We start from the raw sequence: 19,886 nt of genomic DNA on the forward strand, positions 1-19,886 counted from the left end.
GGCGAAGGGTGACGGGTCCGGATCAGACGTGGGTGACCAGGAGGGTCACGCCCGCCTCGCCGCCGCAGTCGACGAAAACGGGACCGACGCCGTTACCGATCGTGGACGCGAGGGTCGCCTTGGCCACGAACCCCTTCGGATCGTCCTCGACGATGCGGACGTTCCGCAGCACCGGGTGCTTCCTGTCGAGCCCGGCGAGCACGGCCCTGAGCCCTTCGCCGCCGCCGCAGTGACCGGTGATCGTCACCTCCTGACCGCGCCGGGTGGTGGGGTTCGGGCTGACCCGCACCACCGCCCTGGCGCCCTTCGGCGGCTTCGGCGCGGCCGTCGCAGCGGTGACCTGGCCGGCCGTGCCGGCCGTGCCGGCCTGGGCACCGGCCGATCCCAGCAGGCCGGCTGTCAGGCTCAGCCCGGCGACCACGGTCAGCACTCTCTTGCTCATGGCGGCTCCTTCAGTCCTCGTCCGGTTGTGACGACGAGAAACGTTAGGCCGGGACGCATCGGGAGCGCGTCGTCCGATGACCGTCACTTGACCCTGCACCGTTCGCTGTACGCCTTGCACCGAAGGGTGTAGGCATCAGCAAGGCGGAACGTCCGGGGCCGGGAGGCTCCGGACGTTCCGCCTGGGAAGGGGCGTCGTCAGCTCTGGGGCGGGGTGACGGTGAGCAGGGGGCAGCGCGGGTTCAGGTCGATCCTGGCCAGGTGCCGGCCGCTCAGCGCCCAGGCCTTCCAGGAGCCGGGCTCGAAGTGGAGCTGCGGGTTGGTGTACCAGTCGTCTCCCAGCCCGGTGGCCAGGTGGGTGGCGGTGTCGCTCAGCTCGTAGGCGTTGCCTCCGCCGAAGAACGTGCTGACGAACACCCGGCCGCGGTGGACGGTCAGCTCGCCGTAGCCGGACAGGGTCCCCTGGTGCTTGACCGTCTTCGTGGCGAGGTCCAGGGCGATCCAGGCGCCGGAGTTGCGCTTGTACACGCCGTAGAGGAGCCCGTCGTGCACCTTGATGTCCTGGAAGGTGCGGTAGCCGGCGACCGGGTCCGTCTGCCACAGCACGGTACGGGTCCGCAGGTCGAAGGCCGCGACCGACGCCGTGGTGTGCACCGGCGGGGTGCCGCCGCCGCCGAGCACGTCGCCGCCGAGGTACACGACGCCCTCGCGCTCGTCCAGCGACAGGCTCATCAGGCTCTGGCCGGGGATGACGCCCTTGTAGACGTCGATGTGGCCGGTGCGGGGATCGACGATCGACAGGGCGCCGTCCAGCTCGGCGCCCAGCGGGGCGGAGGCGACCAGCAGCTTGTCGCGTACGGCGTCGTACTCGATGTCCCAGGGGCGCTGCTGGCCGTGTCCCAGGTAGCCGAGGCTGCGGACCTCGTCGGTGCGCAGGTCGATGGAGATGATGTTCCCGCTGGGGTAGATGGCGGCGTAGATCTTGTCGCCGCGGCGCACGAGGTCCTTGGGCTCTCCGGGGACGCGGAAGCGGCGCTGCTTGCCGGTGCGCAGGTCGCGGACGTCCATGAAGAAGTGGCCGCCCACGTACAGGGCGCGGTTGGGCACCAGCAGCATGCTCTGCGGGCGTTCCGCGCCCGCCGGCAGGCCGGCCTCGATCAGGTCGGTGAAGGTCGAGCGTCCGGTGCCCAGGTCGAGCGACCACATGCCGCCGCTGCCCGAGAACCCGACGAGGGCGCCGTCGCCGGTCAGCGCGAGCCGCCGGGTCTCGTCGTCCTGGGAGGGCGGATCGGCGATCCGGGTGGGGGCGCTGTCGCCGGTGCGGTAGCGGTAGACGGCGCCGTCGGGGCGGGAGGTGCCGTAGACGGTCCCGTCCGGGGCCACGGTGAGCGCGTCGAGGCTGCTGACCGAGCCGAGGGGGACGTTCCTGGCGTCGGTGCCGTCCTTGCGCACGTCGATGAGGGTCTGGCCGCTCACCGCGAGGATCCGGTCGCCGTGCTCGACGACCACCGAGATGCCCGTCGCCCCCTGGGCCAGCTCCTTGACGGCGCCGGTCGCCCGGTTGATCGCCATGAGCTTGCCCTTGTCGAGCAGGCCCGCGTAGACGTTGTCGGCGTCGGCGGCGAGCGCCCTGACGTAGCGTTCGCCGGTGGCCAGCACGCCGAAGTCGCGTACGGCGCCGGTGGCCGGGACGTACTCCCTGACCCGGCCGTCGGGGTAGGTGCCGGCGTAGATCGTGCCGTCGGGGGCGGCGGCCAGCGACCAGATGTAGCCGCCGTTCTTGCCGAACGAGGCCAGATGCGCGACCTCACCGGTGGCCGGGTCGAACCGGTAGAGATCGGGCACCGGGTAGGTGCCGACGTAGACCTTGCCGCCGGCCACGGCGGTGGCCCAGCCGCCCTCCGGCTCCCCGGCGGCCGGGGCGTCGGGCAGGCGCACGCTCCTGAGGACCGTGCGGGTGTTCAGGTCGAGCTCGGCCAGGACGGGCGGCTTCTGGCCGCGGGTGACGACGTAGGCCTTGTCCTGGTGGACGGTGGCGCCCACGATGGCGCCGGTCATGGACGCGGGGCCGAAGGTCTCCACCCGTGGCGCGTCGCACGTGGACGGTTGCGCCGGGGCGGCCGCCTGGGCCGGGGACACGGGTAGGAGCAGGCCGGCGGCCAGGGCGGCCAGGGCGGCGGGGATGGCGAGGGGTCTGCGCGGCACGGCCGCACCTCCACAAGAGCGTGTTGCCCAATTTTGGCCCAGACCGTAATGTGCTGAGCCTGAGAAGTCAATGGAGGCGGTTGTGACGGCTTTCGACGCGAGCAAGCTGATCGGGGACCTTGAGGTGAGCCTCGACGTGGACGTCCTGGTCGGCGCCTATCCCGACCGCGACGGCCCGCCGGGCACGCCTGAAACGGTGCTCGACACGCTGGCCGCGCACCGCATCCGGGCGGGCGCGGTCACGTCCCTGCGGGCCGCGCTGTTCGACGTGCGCTCGGGCAACGACGAGGTCCTGGCGCTGGACGGCCCGGTGGTCCCCATCGGGACCGTGGATCTGCGCGACCCCGTCGGCGCCGTACGCGAGATGGACCGGCTGGCCGAGGCCGGGGTCAGGGGCGTCAGGCTCTTCCCCGACGAGCAGGGCGTGGAGGCGGGCTTCCCCTCGGTGCGCCACGTGGCCAGGAAGGCCGCGCGGCTCGGCCTCGTCGTGCTGACCGGCGGCGACGTGCGGCGCTTCTGGCAGCCGTTCGCCGGCCTGGACGCCACCGTGGTCTTCCTCGACACGCACTTCTACCACCTGGGCGACTTCCTCGTCCTCGCCGCCGACGAGCCCGGCTTCCACACCTCGACGCGCCTGCTGAACTCGCCCGACGCGCTGGAGAGCGTGCCGGCCGACCGGCTCCTGTACGGCTCGCGCACCCCGCACTACGAGCCGGTCGTCCCCCGGCTGCGCCTGGCGACCAGCGGGCTGAAGCCGGAGGAGATCGCCGCCGTCGCGGGCGGCAACGCGAGGAGGCTGCTCGGATGATCATCGATGTGCACGCCCACTGGGGCCCCTGGTTCTTCACCATGGACGTGGCCGGCGCCAACGTGAGCGCCATGGACCGGTACGGCATCGGCCTGTCGATCGTCTCGGCCACCGAAGCGGTGATCTACGACGCGCCCGCGGGCAACCGGGCTTTGGCCGCCTGGCTGGAGACCCAGGACCGCCACCTCGGGTACGTCACCGTCAACCCCCGCAGACTCGCCGACGCCGAGCGGGACCTGCGCGCGTACCTGCCCACCGGCAGGTTCGTGGGCGTCAAGATCCACACCGACTACACCCGGTCCCCCGCCTCCTCGCCCCAGACGCGGGAGGCGCTGGCCATGGTCGCCGAGGCCGGGGTGCCCGCGCTCGTCCACACCTGGGGCGCCACGGTGCTGGACCTGGCCGAGGTCTGCCTGGACACGCCCGACCTGCGGGTCATCGCCGGGCACATGGGCGCCGACGGTCACGCGTACGCCGTCGAGGCGGCTGCCGCCTGCGATCGCCTCTACCTCGAGCCGTGCTACTCCCACGCCCCCGCCGGCCGGGTCGCGCAGGTCGCGGCGGCGGTGGACCCCGAGCGGCTGCTCTTCGGCACCGACTCGACCCTCATCGATCCGGCCTCGGCGTTCGGCGCGGTGGCGGCGGCGGGCCTGGACGAGGAGACGGCCGAGCTGGTCGCGTGGCGGAACGCCGTACGGCTCTTCAGGCTGGACATTACGGCCCGGCCCGTTATAGCGTGCGGCGACCCCTCACAAGGAGTGACCAGCGCATGATCCCTCGCCGCCGTTTCCTCCAAGCCGCAGCCGCCTCCGCCGTCGTCTCCGCGGGCGCGGCCGCCCTGCCCGCCTCCCCCGCGACGGCCGCCGCCCGCGAGAAGCCGGGCACGATCACCGACCTGGGCCCGGCCAGCGTGGCCAGCCCCCTGGGCAACGCCGAGTTCGTCGGCGACGTGCTCTACCTGGGCTCACGCGGCCTCGCACCGAACGTCGTGGGCGCCTGGGACCTGGGGCAGGACAAGGTCACGGCGCACTTCGACATCCCCACCGGCGTGGGCATCTGGGCGATGTGCAAGGTCGGCACCGACGTCTACGTCGCCACCCACACCCGCTCCGACCTCTACAGGATCGACACACTCACCGGCACCACGACGCTGCTGGAGCGCTACTCCGACGACTACATCTGGACCATGGCCGCCTCCCCCGACGGCAAGGTCTACATGGGCACCTCGCAGCCCGGCCGCGTCCTGGAGTACGACCCCGCCACCGGCGCCAGCCGCGACCTCGGCCAGCCCGCCCCCGGCGAGCCGTACGTCCGCAGCATCCAGGCCGACGCCACCCACGTGTACGCCGGCGTCGGCACCAACGCCCACCTCGTCGCGATCGACCGGGCGACCGGCGAGACCCGCGACCTGCTGCCCGCCGAGGTCGCCGACCGCGACTGGGTGTCGAGCATGTCGATCAGCGACACGCACATCGCGGGCGGCATGAACTCGCTGGCCGAGCTGCTCGTGCTGGAGAAGGCGGACCCGGCCGCGTACAAGGTCGTCAAGGCCACCGCACCGGGCGAGAAGTACATCGTCTCGGTGCTGATCCACGACGGCTACGTCTACTTCGCCGGCCGCCCGTCCGGGACCTTCTACCGCTACCACCTGGAGAGCGGCGCGTACGAGGTGCTGGGCGTGCCCTTCCCCGAGGCGGCCACCGTCCGCATCCTGGAGCACGGCGGGCGCATCTACGGCGTCCAGGACCCCGGCGTCTTCGTCTACGACCCGGCCACGGGCGCGATCGACTACGTCAGCCACGTGCAGAAGGGCTTCAAGGCCGCGCCCGAGGAGCCGATGTCGGTGCACAGCGACGGCAGGCGCGTCTACGTCGGCGGCAAGGGCGGCTGCGACATCCACGACCTGGCCACCCGGCAGGTCACCCGGCTGACCATCGCCGGCGAGCCCAAGACCATCATGACCGTCAAGGACACCACCTACCTCGGCGTCTACACCCAGGCCGCCCTCTACTCCCACCGCGCCGGCGACGCCGAGGCCAAGCTGCTCTTCCGCACCGGCCAGAGCCAGGACCGGCCGAAGGACCTGGTCCACGACCAGCTCACCGGGCTGATCGTGATGTCCACCCAGCCGGAGCCCGGACACCAGAACGGCGCGCTCGACGTGTACGACCCGCGCACCGGCCGGCTCGACACCTACCGGCCGGTGGTCGAGCGCCAGACCGTGTTCTCGCTGACCGCCCTGCTCGGCACCGTCTACATGGGCACCAGCACCCAGGAGGGGCTGGGCGCGCCGCCGGTCACGTCCACGGCCAGGCTGGCGGCGTTCGACCTGCGTACCCGCCGGGTGAAGTGGGAGATCGAGCCGGTGGCCGGCGCGAAGGCCGTCACGAGCCTCAAGAACACCCCGCTCGCCCTGTACGGGATCACCGACACGGGCGTGCTGTTCGAGTACGACCTGCTCCGCCGCAAGGTGACCCGCACGCTCAAGGTGTGCGACCGGGGCGGCGATCTGGTGCTCGCCGGCCGGTACGCCTACACCAGCGACGAGGACGCCGTCTACCGGATCGACCTGGCGCGCCTCACCTCGGAGAAGCTCGTGACGGGCCTGGCCAGCGACTGGTTCGGCGGCGGCTCCAGGATCAACATCGACCCGTCACGCAAGGCGCTCTACGCCCTCAAGGGACGCAACCTCATCAGCGTCGCGATCTGACGGCCACGCGGCGGCCGCGAGCACCCGGGCGCGCTCACCGTCCGGGAGCCCCGGCCCGTACGGGTCGTGGGCGTGGCTCTCCGGAACGAGCCCCTCGGCCGCCGCCAGCCACGCCATGCGCTGGACGTAGCCCTCCATGGGAGCCGTGAACGTGGCCGCCGCCAGCCGGTCCAGCCGCGCGGACGCCTGCTCGAAACCGCGCAGGTCCGCGCCCTCGAACGCGCGCAGCACGGCCGCCGTCGTCTCCACCGACGCGGCCGCGACGCCCACCAGCGCCGCCTCCGCGCCCCACAGCAGCGACGGACCGAACATGCGGTCCTCGCCGGTGATCGCCAGCCGCCCGGCCTCGCGGGTGAGCGCGATCGTCTCCTGGCAGCCCATCGCGTCCGACAGCAGCGCCGTCTTCAGGCCGGCCACGCCGGGCAGGTCCAGGATGCGGCGCAGCGTGGCGGGCGGGCACGGGTTCGTGTAGAGGTCGAAGGCGATCATCGGCAGCCCGGCCGCCGACCACACCGCCTCGTGCAGCGCCACCCGGTCCCCCGGATCCGGGAACACCAGCACCCCGTCGGCGCCCAGCTCGGCCGCCATCCGCGCGTCCGCGACCGCCCCGCCCGCCGAAGAGCCGACGCCGACGATCACGGGGGCGCCCGCCCGGCGGGCGCGTACGATCAGGCCGGCCCGCACCTCCGCGGGCAGGAAGGGCCCGCGGCCGGTGTGGGCGAGCACGGCCAGGGCGCCCGCGCCCGAGGCGACCAGCCGCAGGAAGTACTCCTCCGCGACGTCGAGGTCCACCTCTCCCGCCGGGGTCATCGGCGTCAGCGCCGCGGCGGCCAGGCTCCCGCGCAGGCGGTCGCGCAACCCGGCGGCCCGCGCGTCGATCGGCATGCTCATGCTCGCTCCCTCACGTTTCAGGGCGACCAGCTTGACATCCTCCTCCGCCTGACGGCGGGGGATCCCAACCGTTGCTACGCCGCTGGGGGGAGGTCGGGTTGAGGTTCGCGGTTCACCGGCCCGCCCGACGGCGGGCCTCCCCGCGCAGTGACCGCATGCCCTGCGGCCGTGTCTCGCATGTTCTTGGCCGCGTTGACGTCGGCGTTGTCCCGATGCCCGCAGGCGACGCACAGGAAGAGGGCTTGGCTCTCGCGGCTTTCCCTGGCGACGTGCTTGCAGGCGTTGCAGGTCTGCGACGTGTGACGCGGGTTGACCTTGTGGACGCGGCCGGGGGCCTTGTGCTCCAGCCGTCGCACGAGCCGCCCCCATCCGGCGGCGAGGATGCCCCGGTTGAGCCCGGCCTTCTGGCGCACGTTACGGCCCGGAGCGTCGCGGGTGCCCTTGGCCGTCCGGGTCATGTCACGGATCTTGAGGTCTTCGACGGCGATCACGTCGAACCGGCGGGCCAGGTCCGTGCTGGTCTTCTCCACCCAGTCCTTACGCCGGTCGGCCTCACGGGCCTTCAGCCGGGCGACGGCGGTCTTGACCCTGGCCCGGCGGCGGGAGCCGCGCTTGGCCCGCGCCAGTTTGCGCAGCAGCCGGCGAAGGCGCGCCTTTTCGGTGTCGCGCAGGCCGCGGACGTTCAGCAGTTCCCCGGTGGACAGGGCGGCGCTGACGGCGACGCCCCGGTCCACGCCGACGGCCTCCCCGGTGCCGGGCGCGGGGATCGGCGCAGGGACGGCGGCGAAGGCGACGTGCCAGCGCCCGGCACGGTCCCGGGTGACGCGGTAGGACTTGGCCCCGCCGGGGACGGCGCGCGACCAGCGGAACCGTACCCACCCGACCTTGGGGATCTTCACCTCGCCGGTGTTGCGCGACAGGCGGCGCACGTCGCCCGTCTTGACCGCGACAATGCGGAAGCCTTCGGCCTGGCCGCGTTTGCGCCAGGTCGGCCGCCGGTGGGTGCCGCCGAAGAAGTTCGCCATGGCCTGGGCGAAGTCCTTGAGCGCCTGCTGCTGCACGACGGCCGAACCAGCAGCCAGCCACGGGCTCGCCGCGCGGGCTTCGGTGAGCTGGCGGCACTGCTCGGCGAATCCCGGCGCGTTCTTCCGGCCCGGTTTCCAGTGCGCGTGCTGCTCGACGGCGAGGTTCCACACGTACCGGGCGTGCGCGCAGTGCTCCGCCAGCGCCGCCTCCTGGGCGGGCGCAGGCTGGAGCCGGAAGCGTGACACAACGTTAAGTTACCGTCACAGGGATGGTGTGCGGCGGCTGTTCCGCCGGCATGAAACAGATCATCGTGCGGCTTCCCGACGACCTTCACGAACCCCGGGCAGGCTTGTCCCGGCTCCGCCTGGCCGCCCCTAGCGGGACGCCCATTCCTCCCCGGCCTGAAGGCCAGGGCATCCTGGGCGGTTCCCGGTGAAAGGGAGCCGGTCACTTCAGGCCGGTCATCGCGATGCTGTTGACCAGGTAGCGCTGCAGCAGGAAGAAGACCACCAGGCACGGCACCGCCGAGACGGCGGCGGAGGACATCAGCATCGACCACTGCAGCTCCTCCGTCTTCAGCACCGTCAGCCCGACGGTCAGCGTCCGGGTGGCGTCGCTCTGCGAGATCACCAGCGGCCACAGGAAGTCGTTCCAGTGCCACAGGAAGACGAACACGCCGAGGGTGGCCAGGATCGGCTTGGTCAGCGGCACCACGATCGTCCAGTAGACGCGCAGCTCCGAGGCCCCGTCGACCTTGGCGGCGTCGAACAGCTCGTCGGGCAGGCCCAGGATGAACTGCCGCATCAGGAAGACCGCCTGGGAGTTGGCCAGCGTCGGCACGATCAGCCCCCAGAAGGTGTCGACGCCGTCGAGGTCGGAGACGAGCACGTACAGCGGGATGAGCGTGGCCTGGAACGGCACCATCATGGTGGCGAGGAACGTCCACAGGATGGTGTCGCGGCCGGGGAAGCGCTTCTTGGCGAACGCGTAGCCGGCCATCGACGCGGTGAGCAGGATGACCGCCACCGACACGCCCGAGTAGACCAGCGAGTTGAGCGTCCATTCGGCGAACCCGGACGCGCTCAGCACCTGCGTGATGTTGTCGAAGGTGAGCGAGTCCGGCCACTGCGCCGGCACGGTCGGCTTCCCCCGGGGCGACAGCGCCACGATGATCATCGCGGCGAACGGGCCGAGCGTCAGCAGCGACATGAGCGCGAGCAGCGTGTAGAGCGGCCACCGCCGTCCGTGGCGGCGGCGAGGGCGCTCGACGGCCGGCCGGTTCTGGACGGCGGGGCGCGTGGCCGTCAACGTCATGCGTTCTCCTTGCCGACGAACCGGCGCTGGATCAGCGAGACGACCAGCACGATGGCGAAGAGCACCATCCCCCAGGTCGCCGCGTAGCCGAACTCCCAGAACCTGAAGCCGCGTTCGAAGATGCCGTAGATGAGGGTGTAGCTGGCCTTGGCGGGCCCGCCGCCGGTCATCACGTAGATCGTGTCGAAGACCTGGAACGAGGCGATCGTCTCGATCACCAGGACGAAGAAGATCGCCGGCTTGAGCAGGGGCAGGGTGATGCCGCGGAAACGCTGCCAGGGGCCGGCGCCGTCGACCTTGGCCGCCTCCAGGTAGGAGCCGGGGATGGCCTTCAGCCCCGCCAGCAGGATCAGCATGGAGTAGCCGAAGCCCTTCCAGCAGGAGACGAGGGCCAGGGCGGGCAGCACCAGCTCCGTGCGTTCCATGAAGGCGACGGGCCCGAGGTCGAGCTTGGCCAGCACGCCGTTGAGCAGGCCGTCGAACTCGTAGATCCACCGCCAGATGATGCCGGCGAAGACGAAGCTGGTCACGTACGGCAGGAAGAGGATGCCGCGGAACAGCCCGCGCATGAAGATGATGCTGTTGAGCAGCAGGGCGCTGCCGAGCGAGACGGCCATGACGAGCGGCACGTAGATCACGGTGTAGACCAGCGTGGCCCGCAGGCTCGACCAGAAGTTCGGGTCGTTCACGAGCCGCGCGTAGTTGTCGGCGCCGACGAAGCTCCAGTCGCCGCCGATGCTCCAGTTCGTCAGGCTCATGCCCGCCGCCCCGAGCGTCGGGAAGATCTTGAAGATCAGGAACAGCACGAGCATCGGGAGCACGAACAGCAGCCCCGTCATCGGGTCACGCAGGCGCCCTCGTCCGCGCCTTTCCGTGCGGAGGGGCCCGCCGGAGCGGGCCCGGGTCGCCTCAGCCACCGCTGGCCAGCAGTTCGTCGGCCTCCTTGGCGGCGGCGTCGAGGGCCGTCTTGGCGTCCTCCTTGCCGATCAGCGCCGCCTGGATGTGGGCCGCGACCATCGCCATGACCTGGCGGGCCTTGGGGTGGGTGTCGCCGGGGAAGGCGTACTGCAGCGACTTGGCGAACTCCTTGGAGGTCTCCGACTGGCCGGGGATGGTCACGTCGGTGCGCGCGGAGAAGAAGCCGGACTCCTTGGCCAGCTCGCCGGCGACCTCCGGGGAGGAGATGTAGGCGGCGAGCTTCCTGGCCGCGTCCTTGTTCTCGGAGTGCTTGGCGAGGACCAGGCCGCCGGGGATGCCGAACGCCACCCGCTTGGTCCCCTCCAGCGGCAGGCCGACGCCGACGTTCTCCGCGCCGATGGCGGCGCCGAGCTGTACGGCGTTGAGCGCCGTGGCCGCGTGGTACATGGCGGTCTTGCCGCCGGCGAGCGCGCCGCCCTCGATGTCGTTGCCCTTGCTGGCGGTGTTCTGCGGCAGGCCGCCGAGCGCCTTGAGGTCGAGCAGGAACTGCAGGCTCGCGACGCCCTGCTCGTTGTTGACGGTCACGCTCTTGCCGTCGGGGGAGAACACCGAGCCGCCGTTGGCCCACAGGATCGGGTAGAAGCTCTGGTTGAGCGAGATCTCCGGCTTGCCCGGGTAGTCGAGGACGGCGACCTTGTTGGCGGCCAGCTTGGGGGCGGCCTCCTTCAGCTCCTCCAGCGTCTCCGGCACCTTCGTGACGCCCGCGTCGGCGAAGAGCTTCTTGTTGTAGATGGGGGCGGTGATCGTCTGGTAGATGGGCACGCCGTAGAGCTTGCCGTTCACGCTGAGCGCGGTGAGGGCGTTGGGCAGATAGCCGCTCTTGTTCGCCGCGACGACGTCGTCCACGGGCTCCAGCGTGCCCTGCCCGGCGAACTGCGGGATCTGGTCCGGGCCGAGCAGGGTGAGGTCGAAGCCCTTCCTGGAGGCCAGGGCCGTGGTGACCTTCTCCTGGCGGCTGTCCCAGGGCTGCTGGTCGATCGTCACGTCGATCGAGGGGTTCTTGGCCTCGAAGTCCTTCTCGACCTTGTCCCAGAACGCCTTGTTCTTGGCCTGGTCCGAGATCACGGGGTACATCCAGAGCGTCACCGTGCTCTTGTCCGAGCCCGAGCCACCGGATCCGCACGCGCCGGTCACGACGGTGAGGGCGACCGCTATGCCTGCTGCCGCTAGCTTTCTCATCGGCGGCTTCCTTTCCTGAATACCGGTCCTGACCGAAACCTAGTCATAGCGGATGGCCCGGTCAATGCCTGATACATGAACGTGACTAGGCCCGGGCGGAGTAGTCCGCGACGGCCTCCGCGATGACCTTGACGTGCTCGGACGTGTAGTGCTCGTTCCATTCGACGGTGAGCAGCGTGGCCGCGACCAGCCGTTCGGCCTCCGGGCAGGGGGCGGGACGGTAGTCCCGCAAGGGGTAGCGCGAGGAGCCGTAGATCGGCCCGTCCCACAGCGGGGCGTGGTTGAGCGGTTCGCGCAGATAGCCGGCCCGCGCGGGGACCCCGGCCGCGCTCAGGTGCGCGGCCAGCCCGGCCGCGTCGCCGCCGGGCAGGACGATCGGGAACAGCCACCACGCGTGCCCGTCCGGCCGCGGCAGGCCGAGGCCCAGGTCGAGCGCGCTCAGGGCCGCGATCAGCTCGGCGGCCGTGCGGCGTCTGGACTCGACGACCCCGGGCAGCTTCGCGAGCTGGGCGCGGGCCACCGCCGCCTGCAGCTCGGTCATCCGGTAGTTCAGGCCGAGGCTCTCGTGCGAACGGCCCGCGGCGCGGTCCCATCCCTTGTCCGCGAACAGCCGCATCCGCCTGGCCAGCTCGTCGTCGTCGGTGAGCGTCAGGCCACCGTCGCCGCAGGTGATGTGCTTCCACTGCTGCAGGCTCAGCGTGCCGACGTGGCCGGCGGTCCCGGCGTACCGGCCGCCGGGCAGCTCGGTCAGCCACGCCTGCGCGCAGTCCTCGATGAGCGTCAGCCCGTGCCGGTCGGCCAGCCGGCGCAGCTCGCCGACCCGGGCGGGCGCGCCGAACAGGTGCACCACCATGATGGCGCGGGTACGCGGCCCGATGAGCGCGGCCACCGCGTCGGGATCGAGGTTGCCGTCGGACGGATCCACGTCGGCGAAGACAGGAACCGCGTTCTGCGCCAAGATAGGGGCCACTGTCCCGAAGTCCGTGATCGGCGTCGTGATGATCTCGTCACCGGGATCCGGCGCCGCCGCCACGACCGACAGGTGGAGGGCCGCGGTGCCGGAGGAGCACGCGATCGCGTGGCGGGAGCCGTACAGCTCCGCGACCTCGCGTTCGAGCGCTCGCGCCTCGCTCCCCCAGACGGAGTTGAGCATGCCGGAGCGGATCACCCGCTCCAGCGCCGCGAGCTCCTCGTCGCCGAGGGTGCGGCCCGCGGGTTCGGCCATGTTGGGAAAGTGCAGGGTCACCGGATAGCCTTTCGGTCTAGACCGTAAAACGGAAGGAGACGCGGGTGGGTTTCGTCATCGGAGTCGTCGGCCCGCACGATCTGGTCGACGACGTCGCGGCCACCTGCGAGGAGCAGCCCGGCGTGAGCACGCTCCGGCTCGACTACGACCACGAGTCGCAGGCGCCGGCCATCGTCGAGGCCCAGGCGAGCTCGGTCGAGGGCTGGCTGTTCACCGGCATCGTCCCGTACATGCTGGCCCGCGGCGCCGACGTGCTCACCCGCCCCGCCGTGTTCGTCGACTACTCCGGCGCGACGCTGCTGAGCGCCCTCGTACGGCTCCAGCACGAGGGCCGCGACATCACCCGCCTGTCCATCGACACCATCGCGCCCGCGGACGTCACCGCCACGTTCGTCGAGGCCGGCCTGCCCACCGGTGGCCTGCGCACGCTCGGCTACCGGCCGGAGACCACCTCCAAGAAGATCATCGCCTTCCACCGCCGCTCCCCCGACCATCCCGTGATCACCTGCCTCAGCTCGGTGCACGAGGCGTTGCGCGGCGACATGCAGGTGCTGCGGCTGGCGCCGTCGGAGCACTCGGTGCGCACGGCGCTGCGCCAGCTCCTGCTCACCGCCGAGGGCCAGGCCCAGGAGGACGCGCAGATCGCGCTCGGCCTGGTCGAGGTGGACGGCGAGGAGGGCCTGCTGCGCGAGGCCGGGGCGCTGGCCGGCACGCTGGCCGGGTTCCGCGGGGGCACGCACCTGCTGGTGACCACCCGCGGCCCGCTCCACGACGCCACGGGCGGCTTCACGGGCCTGCCCATGCTGGCGCGGCTGGCCGCTCACAGCAGCGTGGCGCGGGTGGGCTTCGGCCTCGGGCGCAGCGCCGCCGAGGCCGAGAGCCTGGCCCGCCGCGCCCTGGCCAGGGCCAGGCGCATCGGGAACGTGGCCGCCGTGCTGTCCCTGCGCGCTGACACCGACATCGTGCTGGAATCGGTGATCAGCACGCCCTCCGGCGAGCAGAACCTGGCGCTGATCGCCCGCCGCGTGGGGCTGTCGGTGCCGACGCTGGAGAAGCTGCTGCAAGCCCGCGACGCGGCCGGCGGGGAGGCGCTGACCACCCGCGAGATCGCCGAGCGGCTCGGCGTCCAGCAGCGCACCGCCCGGCGCATGCTGCACCGGCTGGAGCTGGCCGGGCTGGCCGAGCGCACCGGCAACCTGACCAGCGGGTCCAGCGGCCGTCCCCTCACGCTCTACCGCCTCACCCTGTAGCCGCTCTCCTTCAGGCCAGCCATCGGTCCAGCCCTTGGGCCACGAAATCGTCGTCACGCAGCCAGGGGTAGGCGGCCCAGATCCGGTCGATCTCGGCGAGCTGCCCGGGCGACAGGTCCTCCTCGGGGTCCAGGCACCAGCGGCCCGCCAGCAGCCCCTGGCGGCGCAGCACCTCGTGGATGCCGGGGATGCAGCCGTGGAAACCGTTCGCCGAGTCGAAGATGGCCGCGTTGGCGTCGGTGAGGTGGCCGTCGAGGCCGAGCAGCCGGCGCACCGCGGCGTCGTCGCCCGAGCGCGCCAGCTTGGCCTCCTCCAGCAGCTCCACCGCCCGCCGCACCCACACGGCCCACTGGCCGAGCAGGCCGCCGACGAACTCCACCTCCACCTGCCGCCCGTCCACGACCACCCGGTGCGAGGTGATGAGGTCGGCCAGGATGTGGTCGTCGTTGCCCGTGTAGAGCGCCACCTCGCCGGCGCGGCCGGCCCGTACGACGCCGTGCAGCACGTCCAGCGTGCGGTAGCGGTCGAAGGGCGCGACCTTGACGCCCACCACGGACTCGATGCTCGCCAGCCGCGTCCAGAAGTCGCGCGACAGGGGCCGCCCGCCCACCGCGGGCTGCAGGTAGAAGCCGATCACGGGCAGCACCTCCCCCACGGCCCTGGCCCGCGCGATGAGCCCGTCCTCGTCGAGCTCCCGGTGCGGGCTGAGCAGCACCATGTGATAGCCGAGGGAGCGGGCCAGCTCCGCCTCCGCCACCGCCTGGCGGGTCGGGCCGGTCGCGCCGGCCACCAGCACGACCTCGCGGCCGGCCTCCCTGGCCGTGGTCGCGGCCAGGTCGAGCACGGGCGCGAACAGGCCGCCGCCGTGCAGGGCGAACTGCGTGGTGTGCACGCCCACCGCCAGCCCGCCGGCGCCGGCCTCGACGTAGTAGCGCGTCAGCGCGCGCTGGCGGCGCTCGTCGAGCCTCCTGTCCGCCGTCAGGGCCAGCGGGTGCGCCGGGATCACCAGACCGCGCCTGAACAGGTCGCGTACGGACGTCTGCGCCTCTGAAACCGTGCCGAGCACGTGAGGTCCCCCTTTGTGGTTGCCGTGTGAAGTGAGCACGCGCTTTCAGAAACGCCCGTCGCGTCGGTCGAACTTGGTGGGCTTGCCCAGCAGCGGCCCGCCGTCGGTGACCCAGCGCGCGGTGTGCTCGATCAGCTCGGCGGGGGTCAGCTCGGGATAGCCGAACAGGCGGTGACAGCGCGAGGCGTTCGACAACAGCGCCGTCGGCGCCGGCTCGCCGGTGAACACCGGCTCCTTGCCCAGGGCCTCGCCGAGGGCCAGCGCCGCCTGCCGCACCGAGATCAGCTCGGGGCCCGTGACGTTGAGCACGTACGGCGGCACGTCGGCGAGCAGCAGCGAGCGCAGCGTCACCTCGTTGGCGTAGCCCTGCCAGACCACGTTCACCTGGCCGGTCGTCAGGTCCACGGGCTGTCCGGCGAGCACCTTCTGCGCGAGGTCGACCAGCACGCCGTAGCGCAGCTCGACCGCGTAGTTGAGACGCAGCAGCGACATCGGGGTGCTGTTGCGCTCGGCGAAGTGGGTCAGCACGCGCTCCCTGCCGAGGCAGCTCATCGCGTAGTCGCCGACCGGGCCGACGGGCGAGTCCTCGGTGCTGCCGCCCTCGGCGACGGGGACGAGCGGATAGACGTTCCCGGTGGACAGGGCGGCGATCCTGCTCCCCGCGAACCGGTCGGCGACGCGTCCGGGCAGGTAGGTGTTGGTGAACCAGGCGGCGTGCTCGCGGCCGCTCGTGCCGAACTTGGCGCCCACCAGGAACACCACGTTGGGCGCGTCCGGCAGCTCGGCCAGCGCGGCCTCGTCGGCGACGTCGGCGGCGATCACCGTGGCGCCCTCGTCCCGCAGCGCGGCCGCCAGGCCGGGCTCGGAGAAACGGGACACCGCGATGATCCGCCTGTCGCCGCCGGTGGCGTTCAGCGCCAGGCGTACGAGGCTCGGTCCGAGCTTGCCGCCGGCCCCCAGGATCATGATGTCGCCGTCCAGCTTGCCCAGATCGTCGACGAGCCCCTGGCTCGGCCGTGCCAGCCGCTCCTCCAGCTCCGCTGTCGTCCGCACGCGGTCTCCTCCGAAGTTCGATTTACGGCCCAGACCGTAACTGGGCGAAGCGTCGGCTGTCAACGGGGAGGCGGCGCTCCTCGGGTGGTCAGCAGGCTTCGCGCGCCCGGATCAGCACGTCGAGGATGGCCCTGGTCTCGCTCCACGGCACCGGGCTGGGCGCCCCGCCCACCATCGCGAGGAACGCCTCGATCGTCGCCTCGTACCCGAGGTTGCGGACCGGGTCGTCCCCGCTCTCGATCACGATCGTCTCGGTGCCGTCCCGGCCGTGCAGCGTGACGCCGTAGGACTCCGACTCCGACACGCCGAGGATCTCGACGGTGGCGGTGACGCCGTCGTCCCAGCGCAGCGCCATCACTCCGGTGTCCTCGGAGCGGAGCGTCGTGTAGTGCCGCTTCGCCCCCGCCGCTCCGGCCAGCCGTACGTCGGGGCCGAGCAGCGCCACCAGCAGCTCCACGCCGTGGATGCCCATGGTGACCATCGTGCCGCCGCCCTCGCCCGGCGTGTCCTGCCAGGCGTTGTAGCCGGTGGCCCACAGGCCGACGTCGTGCCGTACGGTGGCCCGCACCGCCAGCACCTCGTCGCGATCCACCCGCGTGCCCGCGAAGGCCGGGGCGAAGCGCAGCACCGAGCTCGACAGAACGCGGTCATGGATCGACAGCCGGTCGAGCGCGTCGAGCTGCGCCCGGCTGGCGGCGGCGGGCTTGTTCACGAAGCAGGGCAGCCCGGTCTCCAGCACCTGGGCCAACGCCTGGGGAACCTGCGGGTTGGGCACGGTCAGCACCACCCCGTCGAGCCGGCCCGCCAGCGCCTCCTCCAGGCTGCCCGCCACCTTCGCCCGCGGGTGCTCGGCGCTGAAACGGGCGAGCCGCTCCGGGTCGGGCTCCCACACCACGAGCTCGGCGTGGCGGGACAGGGTGCGGGCATCGGTGTAGGGGTGACTGGTGGCGAGCCCGGCGAGTGCGATGCGCACGGTCTGTCCCTCCATATCGGATAAAGGCGGCGGATCAACGGCCTCGGGGTTACGGCGGCGGCAAGCCTAGCCCTCATGACAGCCCCGTCATTGACGGACCCGGCTTGCCAAGTTACGGTCAGGACCGTTATCACGCCTGCACGAGCCCCTGGAGGTGGCGCTGTGCACGTCCCCCCGCATGTTCCCTCGACCCAGCCCCATCGGCGGCGCGCCGCCCCCAGGCAAGGCACGGGCGCGTGAGGCGCGTCCTGCGCGCGGCGGCCCCGGCCGCGCTGGTGGCGGCGCTGCTCGCGGCGCCGTTCACGCCGGCCTCCGCGGCCGACCTGCGGCTCGTCAACGACGGCTTCGACAACGGGCTGACCGGGTGGAGCGGCTCGCACAGCCCGGGCGGCGTCGATCCCGTGCTCTGGGACGGGCGGACCACCGCCCGCGTCACCGACGCCGACCCCGCGGCCGCCTACGGCAGGGAGAGCATGCCCGGCCTGCCCGCCGCCGCAGGCACGCGCTACACCCTGAACGCCCAGGTCTGGGCCGAGAGCGGCACGGCACAGCTGTACCTCCGCTTCAGGGACGCCTCCGGCCGGCTCCTGTCCGGCGGCGCGAACGCCTCGGCGACGGGGCGGCGGTGGAACCGCGTGACGACCTCGGGCGTCGCGCCCGCCGGCACGGCCACCGTCTCGGCCCTCATCTACTCGGGCGTGGCCGACGTGGGCACCGCCTACTGGGACGAGGTGCTGATCACCAAGAACGTGAGCGACCTCGGCGTGCAGATCGAGAGCAGCGTGCCCAACGCCACCACCTTCGCCGGCGGCAGCGCCTACGCCCTCTACACCGGCACCGCCGACGTCAACCCGCAGCTCGCCGTGATCGACCTGGCCACCGGGACGACGACCAGGAAGCTCACCATCCCCGACAGCGCGGCCACGCCCACCGTCGGCGGCTGGGCGGCGACCACGGCCACCGACGGCAGCGTCTACCTCGGCACCTACCCGAACTCCAAGCTCTACCGGTACGTCCCCGGCCAGTCCACGATCAGCGACCTCGGACGGGCGGAGGGCGGCTACTCCTTCATCTGGGACCTGGAGGCGGGCGCGGACGGCAAGGTGTACGGCGGCACGCACAACGACGGCCGCTACTTCAAGTACGACAACGGCGCCTTCACCACGATCGGCAGCGTGCCCGTCGTGACCGGCGCGCAGAACGTGCGCAGCATCGCCCACGACCCGGACGCCAACGCCACCTACCTGGGCACCGGCACGAACGCCGCGCTGACCAGGTTCGACAACGTCACGGGCCGCAAGGACAGCCTGCTGCCCGCAGCCTACGCGCACGACTCCATGGTGGGCGGGCTGACCTGGACCGGGGGCAGGCTGTTCGCCTGGATCGACCGCACCCTGCTCGTCCTGCGCGTGGTCCGCGCGGCCGACGGCTCGTACGCCGCCGAGACCGACGCCACCATCAGGGACGTGGACCTGCAGCACTCGCCGGCCCGCGACGGGAAGGTCTGGTTCGTCAAGGAGGGGCTCCTGCACTCCTACGACGTGGCCACCAGGTCCGTGCAGGCCACCTCGGTCCGTCCCGGCCTCGACGTCACCGGCTACACCTGGTCCGGCGGCACCCTGATCGGGCTCGGCGGGGCCACGGACGGCACCAGGATCTTCAGGTACGACCCGGCGACCGGTGAAGGGAGCACCAGACCCGTCTCCGGCACCCCCGTGCTGCCGGCCGCGATCAACACCCTCGCCACGGGGCCCGACGGCCGCGTCTACACCGGCGGCTACCTGACCGGCGGCTTCGGCGTCCACGACCCGCTGCGCGGCGACGGCGACGACGACCGTCCCGACACGCCCACGCGCAACGGGCTCAGCCAGACCGACAGCATGCTGACGCACGACGGCCGGCTCTACATCGGCGCCTACCCGTCGGCCAAGCTGTACGCCTACGAACCCGGCGGCTCCTGGCCGCCCGCGCTGCTGCACACCGGCGGCGAGGCGGGCGACAAGGCCGACGACTGCGAGCCGGGCAAGGGGCCGCCGCCGCAGGACCGGCCGTACGCGCTGGCCGGCGGCCCGGACGGCGCCGTCTACATGGGCACGGTGCCGAAGTACGGCAAGCGCAGCGGAGCCCTCACCGTCTGGAAGGAGGGCACGGCCGCGCGGACCCTCTGCGTGGCGCAGGACCAGGCCGTCGTCGCGCTGGCCTACGCGGGCGGCAAGGTGTTCGGCGGCACGTCCACGCGCGGCGCGCTGGGCGTGGACCCGGTCTACGCGCCGGGGGCCTCGGCCACGCTCTTCTCCTACGATCCCGCCACCGGCGCCGTACGCCTGCATCCCCTCCCGCTGACGGCGCCGAAGGCCGTCACGGCCCTCAGGGAGGTGGACGGCGAGCTGTGGGGCCTGGCGGGCGGCACGCTGTTCACGCTCGACCCCGCCCGGCCCGGGACGATCACCACGAAACGGCTCTTCCCCGACCCCGACTACGCCGCCCATCCCAGCCTGGTCTGGCGCGACGGCGTGCTGCTGACCGTGCCCCAGGATCCGGGCCACGTGTACGGCACCCTCGGCGACCAGATCTTCAGGATCGACAGGTCGACGAAGGCGGTGACCGTCCTGCTGACGGCCGACGGCATGGAAGGACTGACCGCCGACGACTTCGGCAACCTCTACTACAGGATCAACGAGCGGCTGTACCGGCTCGCCCGGTGACCCGCGCAGGCGTTCGGCGCGGGGCGGGCTGTCGGACCGCC

At 72.1% G+C, this 19,886-nt stretch carries 16 protein-coding genes; 5 read left to right on the forward strand and 11 right to left on the reverse strand.

Features of this window, described 5'->3' with window-relative positions:
* Window positions 1–22: 22 nt before the first annotated feature.
* Both AC27IY_RS12070 and AC27IY_RS12075 read right to left on the reverse strand, forming a co-directional pair.
* The gene (locus tag AC27IY_RS12070) at window positions 23–442 is read right to left on the reverse strand and encodes a hypothetical protein (RefSeq protein ID WP_487177988.1); all 420 of its coding nucleotides are present in this window, start codon (window positions 440–442) and stop codon (window positions 23–25) included.
* A 197-nt stretch (window positions 443–639) separates the two neighbouring features.
* The gene (locus AC27IY_RS12075; RefSeq protein ID WP_487177989.1) at window positions 640–2,646 is read right to left on the reverse strand and encodes an outer membrane protein assembly factor BamB family protein; all 2,007 of its coding nucleotides are present in this window, start codon (window positions 2,644–2,646) and stop codon (window positions 640–642) included.
* An 82-nt stretch (window positions 2,647–2,728) separates the two neighbouring features.
* Between AC27IY_RS12075 and AC27IY_RS12080 the strand changes: the two genes are divergently transcribed.
* From AC27IY_RS12080 to AC27IY_RS12090, 3 genes are read left to right on the forward strand one after another with little or no spacing between them, the layout of a single operon-like run.
* Window positions 2,729–3,454: an amidohydrolase family protein gene (locus AC27IY_RS12080; RefSeq protein WP_487177990.1), complete on the forward strand. Its 726-nt coding sequence runs from the start codon at window positions 2,729–2,731 to the stop codon at window positions 3,452–3,454.
* Window positions 3,451–4,227, forward strand: a complete 777-nt coding sequence (locus AC27IY_RS12085; protein ID WP_487177991.1) for an amidohydrolase family protein — start codon at window positions 3,451–3,453, stop codon at window positions 4,225–4,227. Before AC27IY_RS12080 ends, AC27IY_RS12085 begins: the two co-directional genes overlap by 4 nt.
* A complete protein-coding gene (locus AC27IY_RS12090; RefSeq protein ID WP_487177992.1) occupies window positions 4,224–6,164 on the forward strand; it encodes a PQQ-binding-like beta-propeller repeat protein in 1,941 nt (646 codons plus the stop codon). The genes AC27IY_RS12085 and AC27IY_RS12090 overlap by 4 nt, the downstream gene beginning before the upstream one ends.
* On the opposite strand, the gene AC27IY_RS12095 is transcribed toward AC27IY_RS12090, so the two are convergent.
* The 6 genes from AC27IY_RS12095 to AC27IY_RS12120 all read right to left on the reverse strand — a co-directional run bounded on the left by AC27IY_RS12095 (window position 6,108) and on the right by AC27IY_RS12120 (window position 12,777).
* Window positions 6,108–7,055, reverse strand: a complete 948-nt coding sequence (locus AC27IY_RS12095; protein ID WP_487177993.1) for a dihydrodipicolinate synthase family protein — start codon at window positions 7,053–7,055, stop codon at window positions 6,108–6,110. The two genes, AC27IY_RS12090 and AC27IY_RS12095, sit on opposite strands and share 57 nt — an antisense overlap.
* A 74-nt stretch (window positions 7,056–7,129) precedes the next feature.
* Window positions 7,130–8,326 (reverse strand): RNA-guided endonuclease InsQ/TnpB family protein, encoded by a 1,197-nt coding sequence (locus AC27IY_RS12100; RefSeq protein ID WP_487177994.1) that lies wholly within the window; start codon window positions 8,324–8,326, stop codon window positions 7,130–7,132.
* Between the two features lie 202 nt (window positions 8,327–8,528).
* Window positions 8,529–9,395 carry a carbohydrate ABC transporter permease gene (locus tag AC27IY_RS12105; protein WP_344215979.1) on the reverse strand — a complete coding sequence of 289 codons (867 nt, stop codon included), beginning with the start codon at window positions 9,393–9,395 and terminating at the stop codon, window positions 8,529–8,531.
* Window positions 9,392–10,234 (reverse strand): carbohydrate ABC transporter permease, encoded by an 843-nt coding sequence (locus tag AC27IY_RS12110; protein WP_371247490.1) that lies wholly within the window; start codon window positions 10,232–10,234, stop codon window positions 9,392–9,394. Before AC27IY_RS12110 ends, AC27IY_RS12105 begins: the two co-directional genes overlap by 4 nt.
* Before the next feature lie 70 nt (window positions 10,235–10,304).
* The gene (locus tag AC27IY_RS12115; RefSeq protein WP_423447985.1) at window positions 10,305–11,552 is read right to left on the reverse strand and encodes an ABC transporter substrate-binding protein; all 1,248 of its coding nucleotides are present in this window, start codon (window positions 11,550–11,552) and stop codon (window positions 10,305–10,307) included.
* 85 nt (window positions 11,553–11,637) lie between these two features.
* Window positions 11,638–12,777 carry a DegT/DnrJ/EryC1/StrS family aminotransferase gene (locus AC27IY_RS12120; protein ID WP_423447986.1) on the reverse strand — a complete coding sequence of 380 codons (1,140 nt, stop codon included), beginning with the start codon at window positions 12,775–12,777 and terminating at the stop codon, window positions 11,638–11,640.
* Between the two features lie 65 nt (window positions 12,778–12,842).
* On the opposite strand from AC27IY_RS12120, the gene AC27IY_RS12125 reads away from it, so the two are divergent.
* Complete coding sequence (locus tag AC27IY_RS12125) at window positions 12,843–14,048, forward strand: hypothetical protein (protein WP_364457674.1); 1,206 nt, start codon at window positions 12,843–12,845, stop codon at window positions 14,046–14,048.
* 10 nt (window positions 14,049–14,058) lie between these two features.
* On the opposite strand, the gene AC27IY_RS12130 is transcribed toward AC27IY_RS12125, so the two are convergent.
* The 3 genes from AC27IY_RS12130 to AC27IY_RS12140 form a co-directional block, all read right to left on the reverse strand.
* Window positions 14,059–15,114 carry a dihydrodipicolinate synthase family protein gene (locus AC27IY_RS12130; protein ID WP_487177995.1) on the reverse strand — a complete coding sequence of 352 codons (1,056 nt, stop codon included), beginning with the start codon at window positions 15,112–15,114 and terminating at the stop codon, window positions 14,059–14,061.
* Window positions 15,115–15,159: 45 nt separating this feature from the next.
* A complete protein-coding gene (locus tag AC27IY_RS12135) occupies window positions 15,160–16,167 on the reverse strand; it encodes an NAD-dependent epimerase/dehydratase family protein (protein ID WP_423471094.1) in 1,008 nt (335 codons plus the stop codon).
* 88 nt (window positions 16,168–16,255) lie between these two features.
* Window positions 16,256–17,140, reverse strand: a complete 885-nt coding sequence (locus tag AC27IY_RS12140; protein ID WP_487177996.1) for a Gfo/Idh/MocA family protein — start codon at window positions 17,138–17,140, stop codon at window positions 16,256–16,258.
* A gap of 236 nt (window positions 17,141–17,376) precedes the next feature.
* Between AC27IY_RS12140 and AC27IY_RS12145 the strand changes: the two genes are divergently transcribed.
* Entirely contained in the window at window positions 17,377–19,845 is a 2,469-nt protein-coding gene (locus AC27IY_RS12145; protein ID WP_487177997.1) for a ligand-binding sensor domain-containing protein, read from the forward strand.
* The last annotated feature ends 41 nt before the right edge of the window (window positions 19,846–19,886 follow it).

The sequence above is a fragment of the Nonomuraea sp. B208 genome (assembly GCF_057536035.1).

Coding starts and splice junctions, on each gene's coding strand:
- AC27IY_RS12090 (WP_487177992.1), top strand. CDS start 4,224: ATGATCCCTCGCCGCCGTTTCCTCCAAGCCGCAGCCGCCTCCGCCGTC.
- AC27IY_RS12120 (WP_423447986.1), bottom strand. CDS start 12,777: ATGGCCGAACCCGCGGGCCGCACCCTCGGCGACGAGGAGCTCGCGGCG.
- AC27IY_RS12105 (WP_344215979.1), bottom strand. CDS start 9,395: ATGACGTTGACGGCCACGCGCCCCGCCGTCCAGAACCGGCCGGCCGTC.
- AC27IY_RS12095 (WP_487177993.1), bottom strand. CDS start 7,055: ATGAGCATGCCGATCGACGCGCGGGCCGCCGGGTTGCGCGACCGCCTG.
- AC27IY_RS12115 (WP_423447985.1), bottom strand. CDS start 11,552: ATGAGAAAGCTAGCGGCAGCAGGCATAGCGGTCGCCCTCACCGTCGTG.
- AC27IY_RS12110 (WP_371247490.1), bottom strand. CDS start 10,234: ATGACGGGGCTGCTGTTCGTGCTCCCGATGCTCGTGCTGTTCCTGATC.
- AC27IY_RS12070 (WP_487177988.1), bottom strand. CDS start 442: ATGAGCAAGAGAGTGCTGACCGTGGTCGCCGGGCTGAGCCTGACAGCC.
- AC27IY_RS12085 (WP_487177991.1), top strand. CDS start 3,451: ATGATCATCGATGTGCACGCCCACTGGGGCCCCTGGTTCTTCACCATG.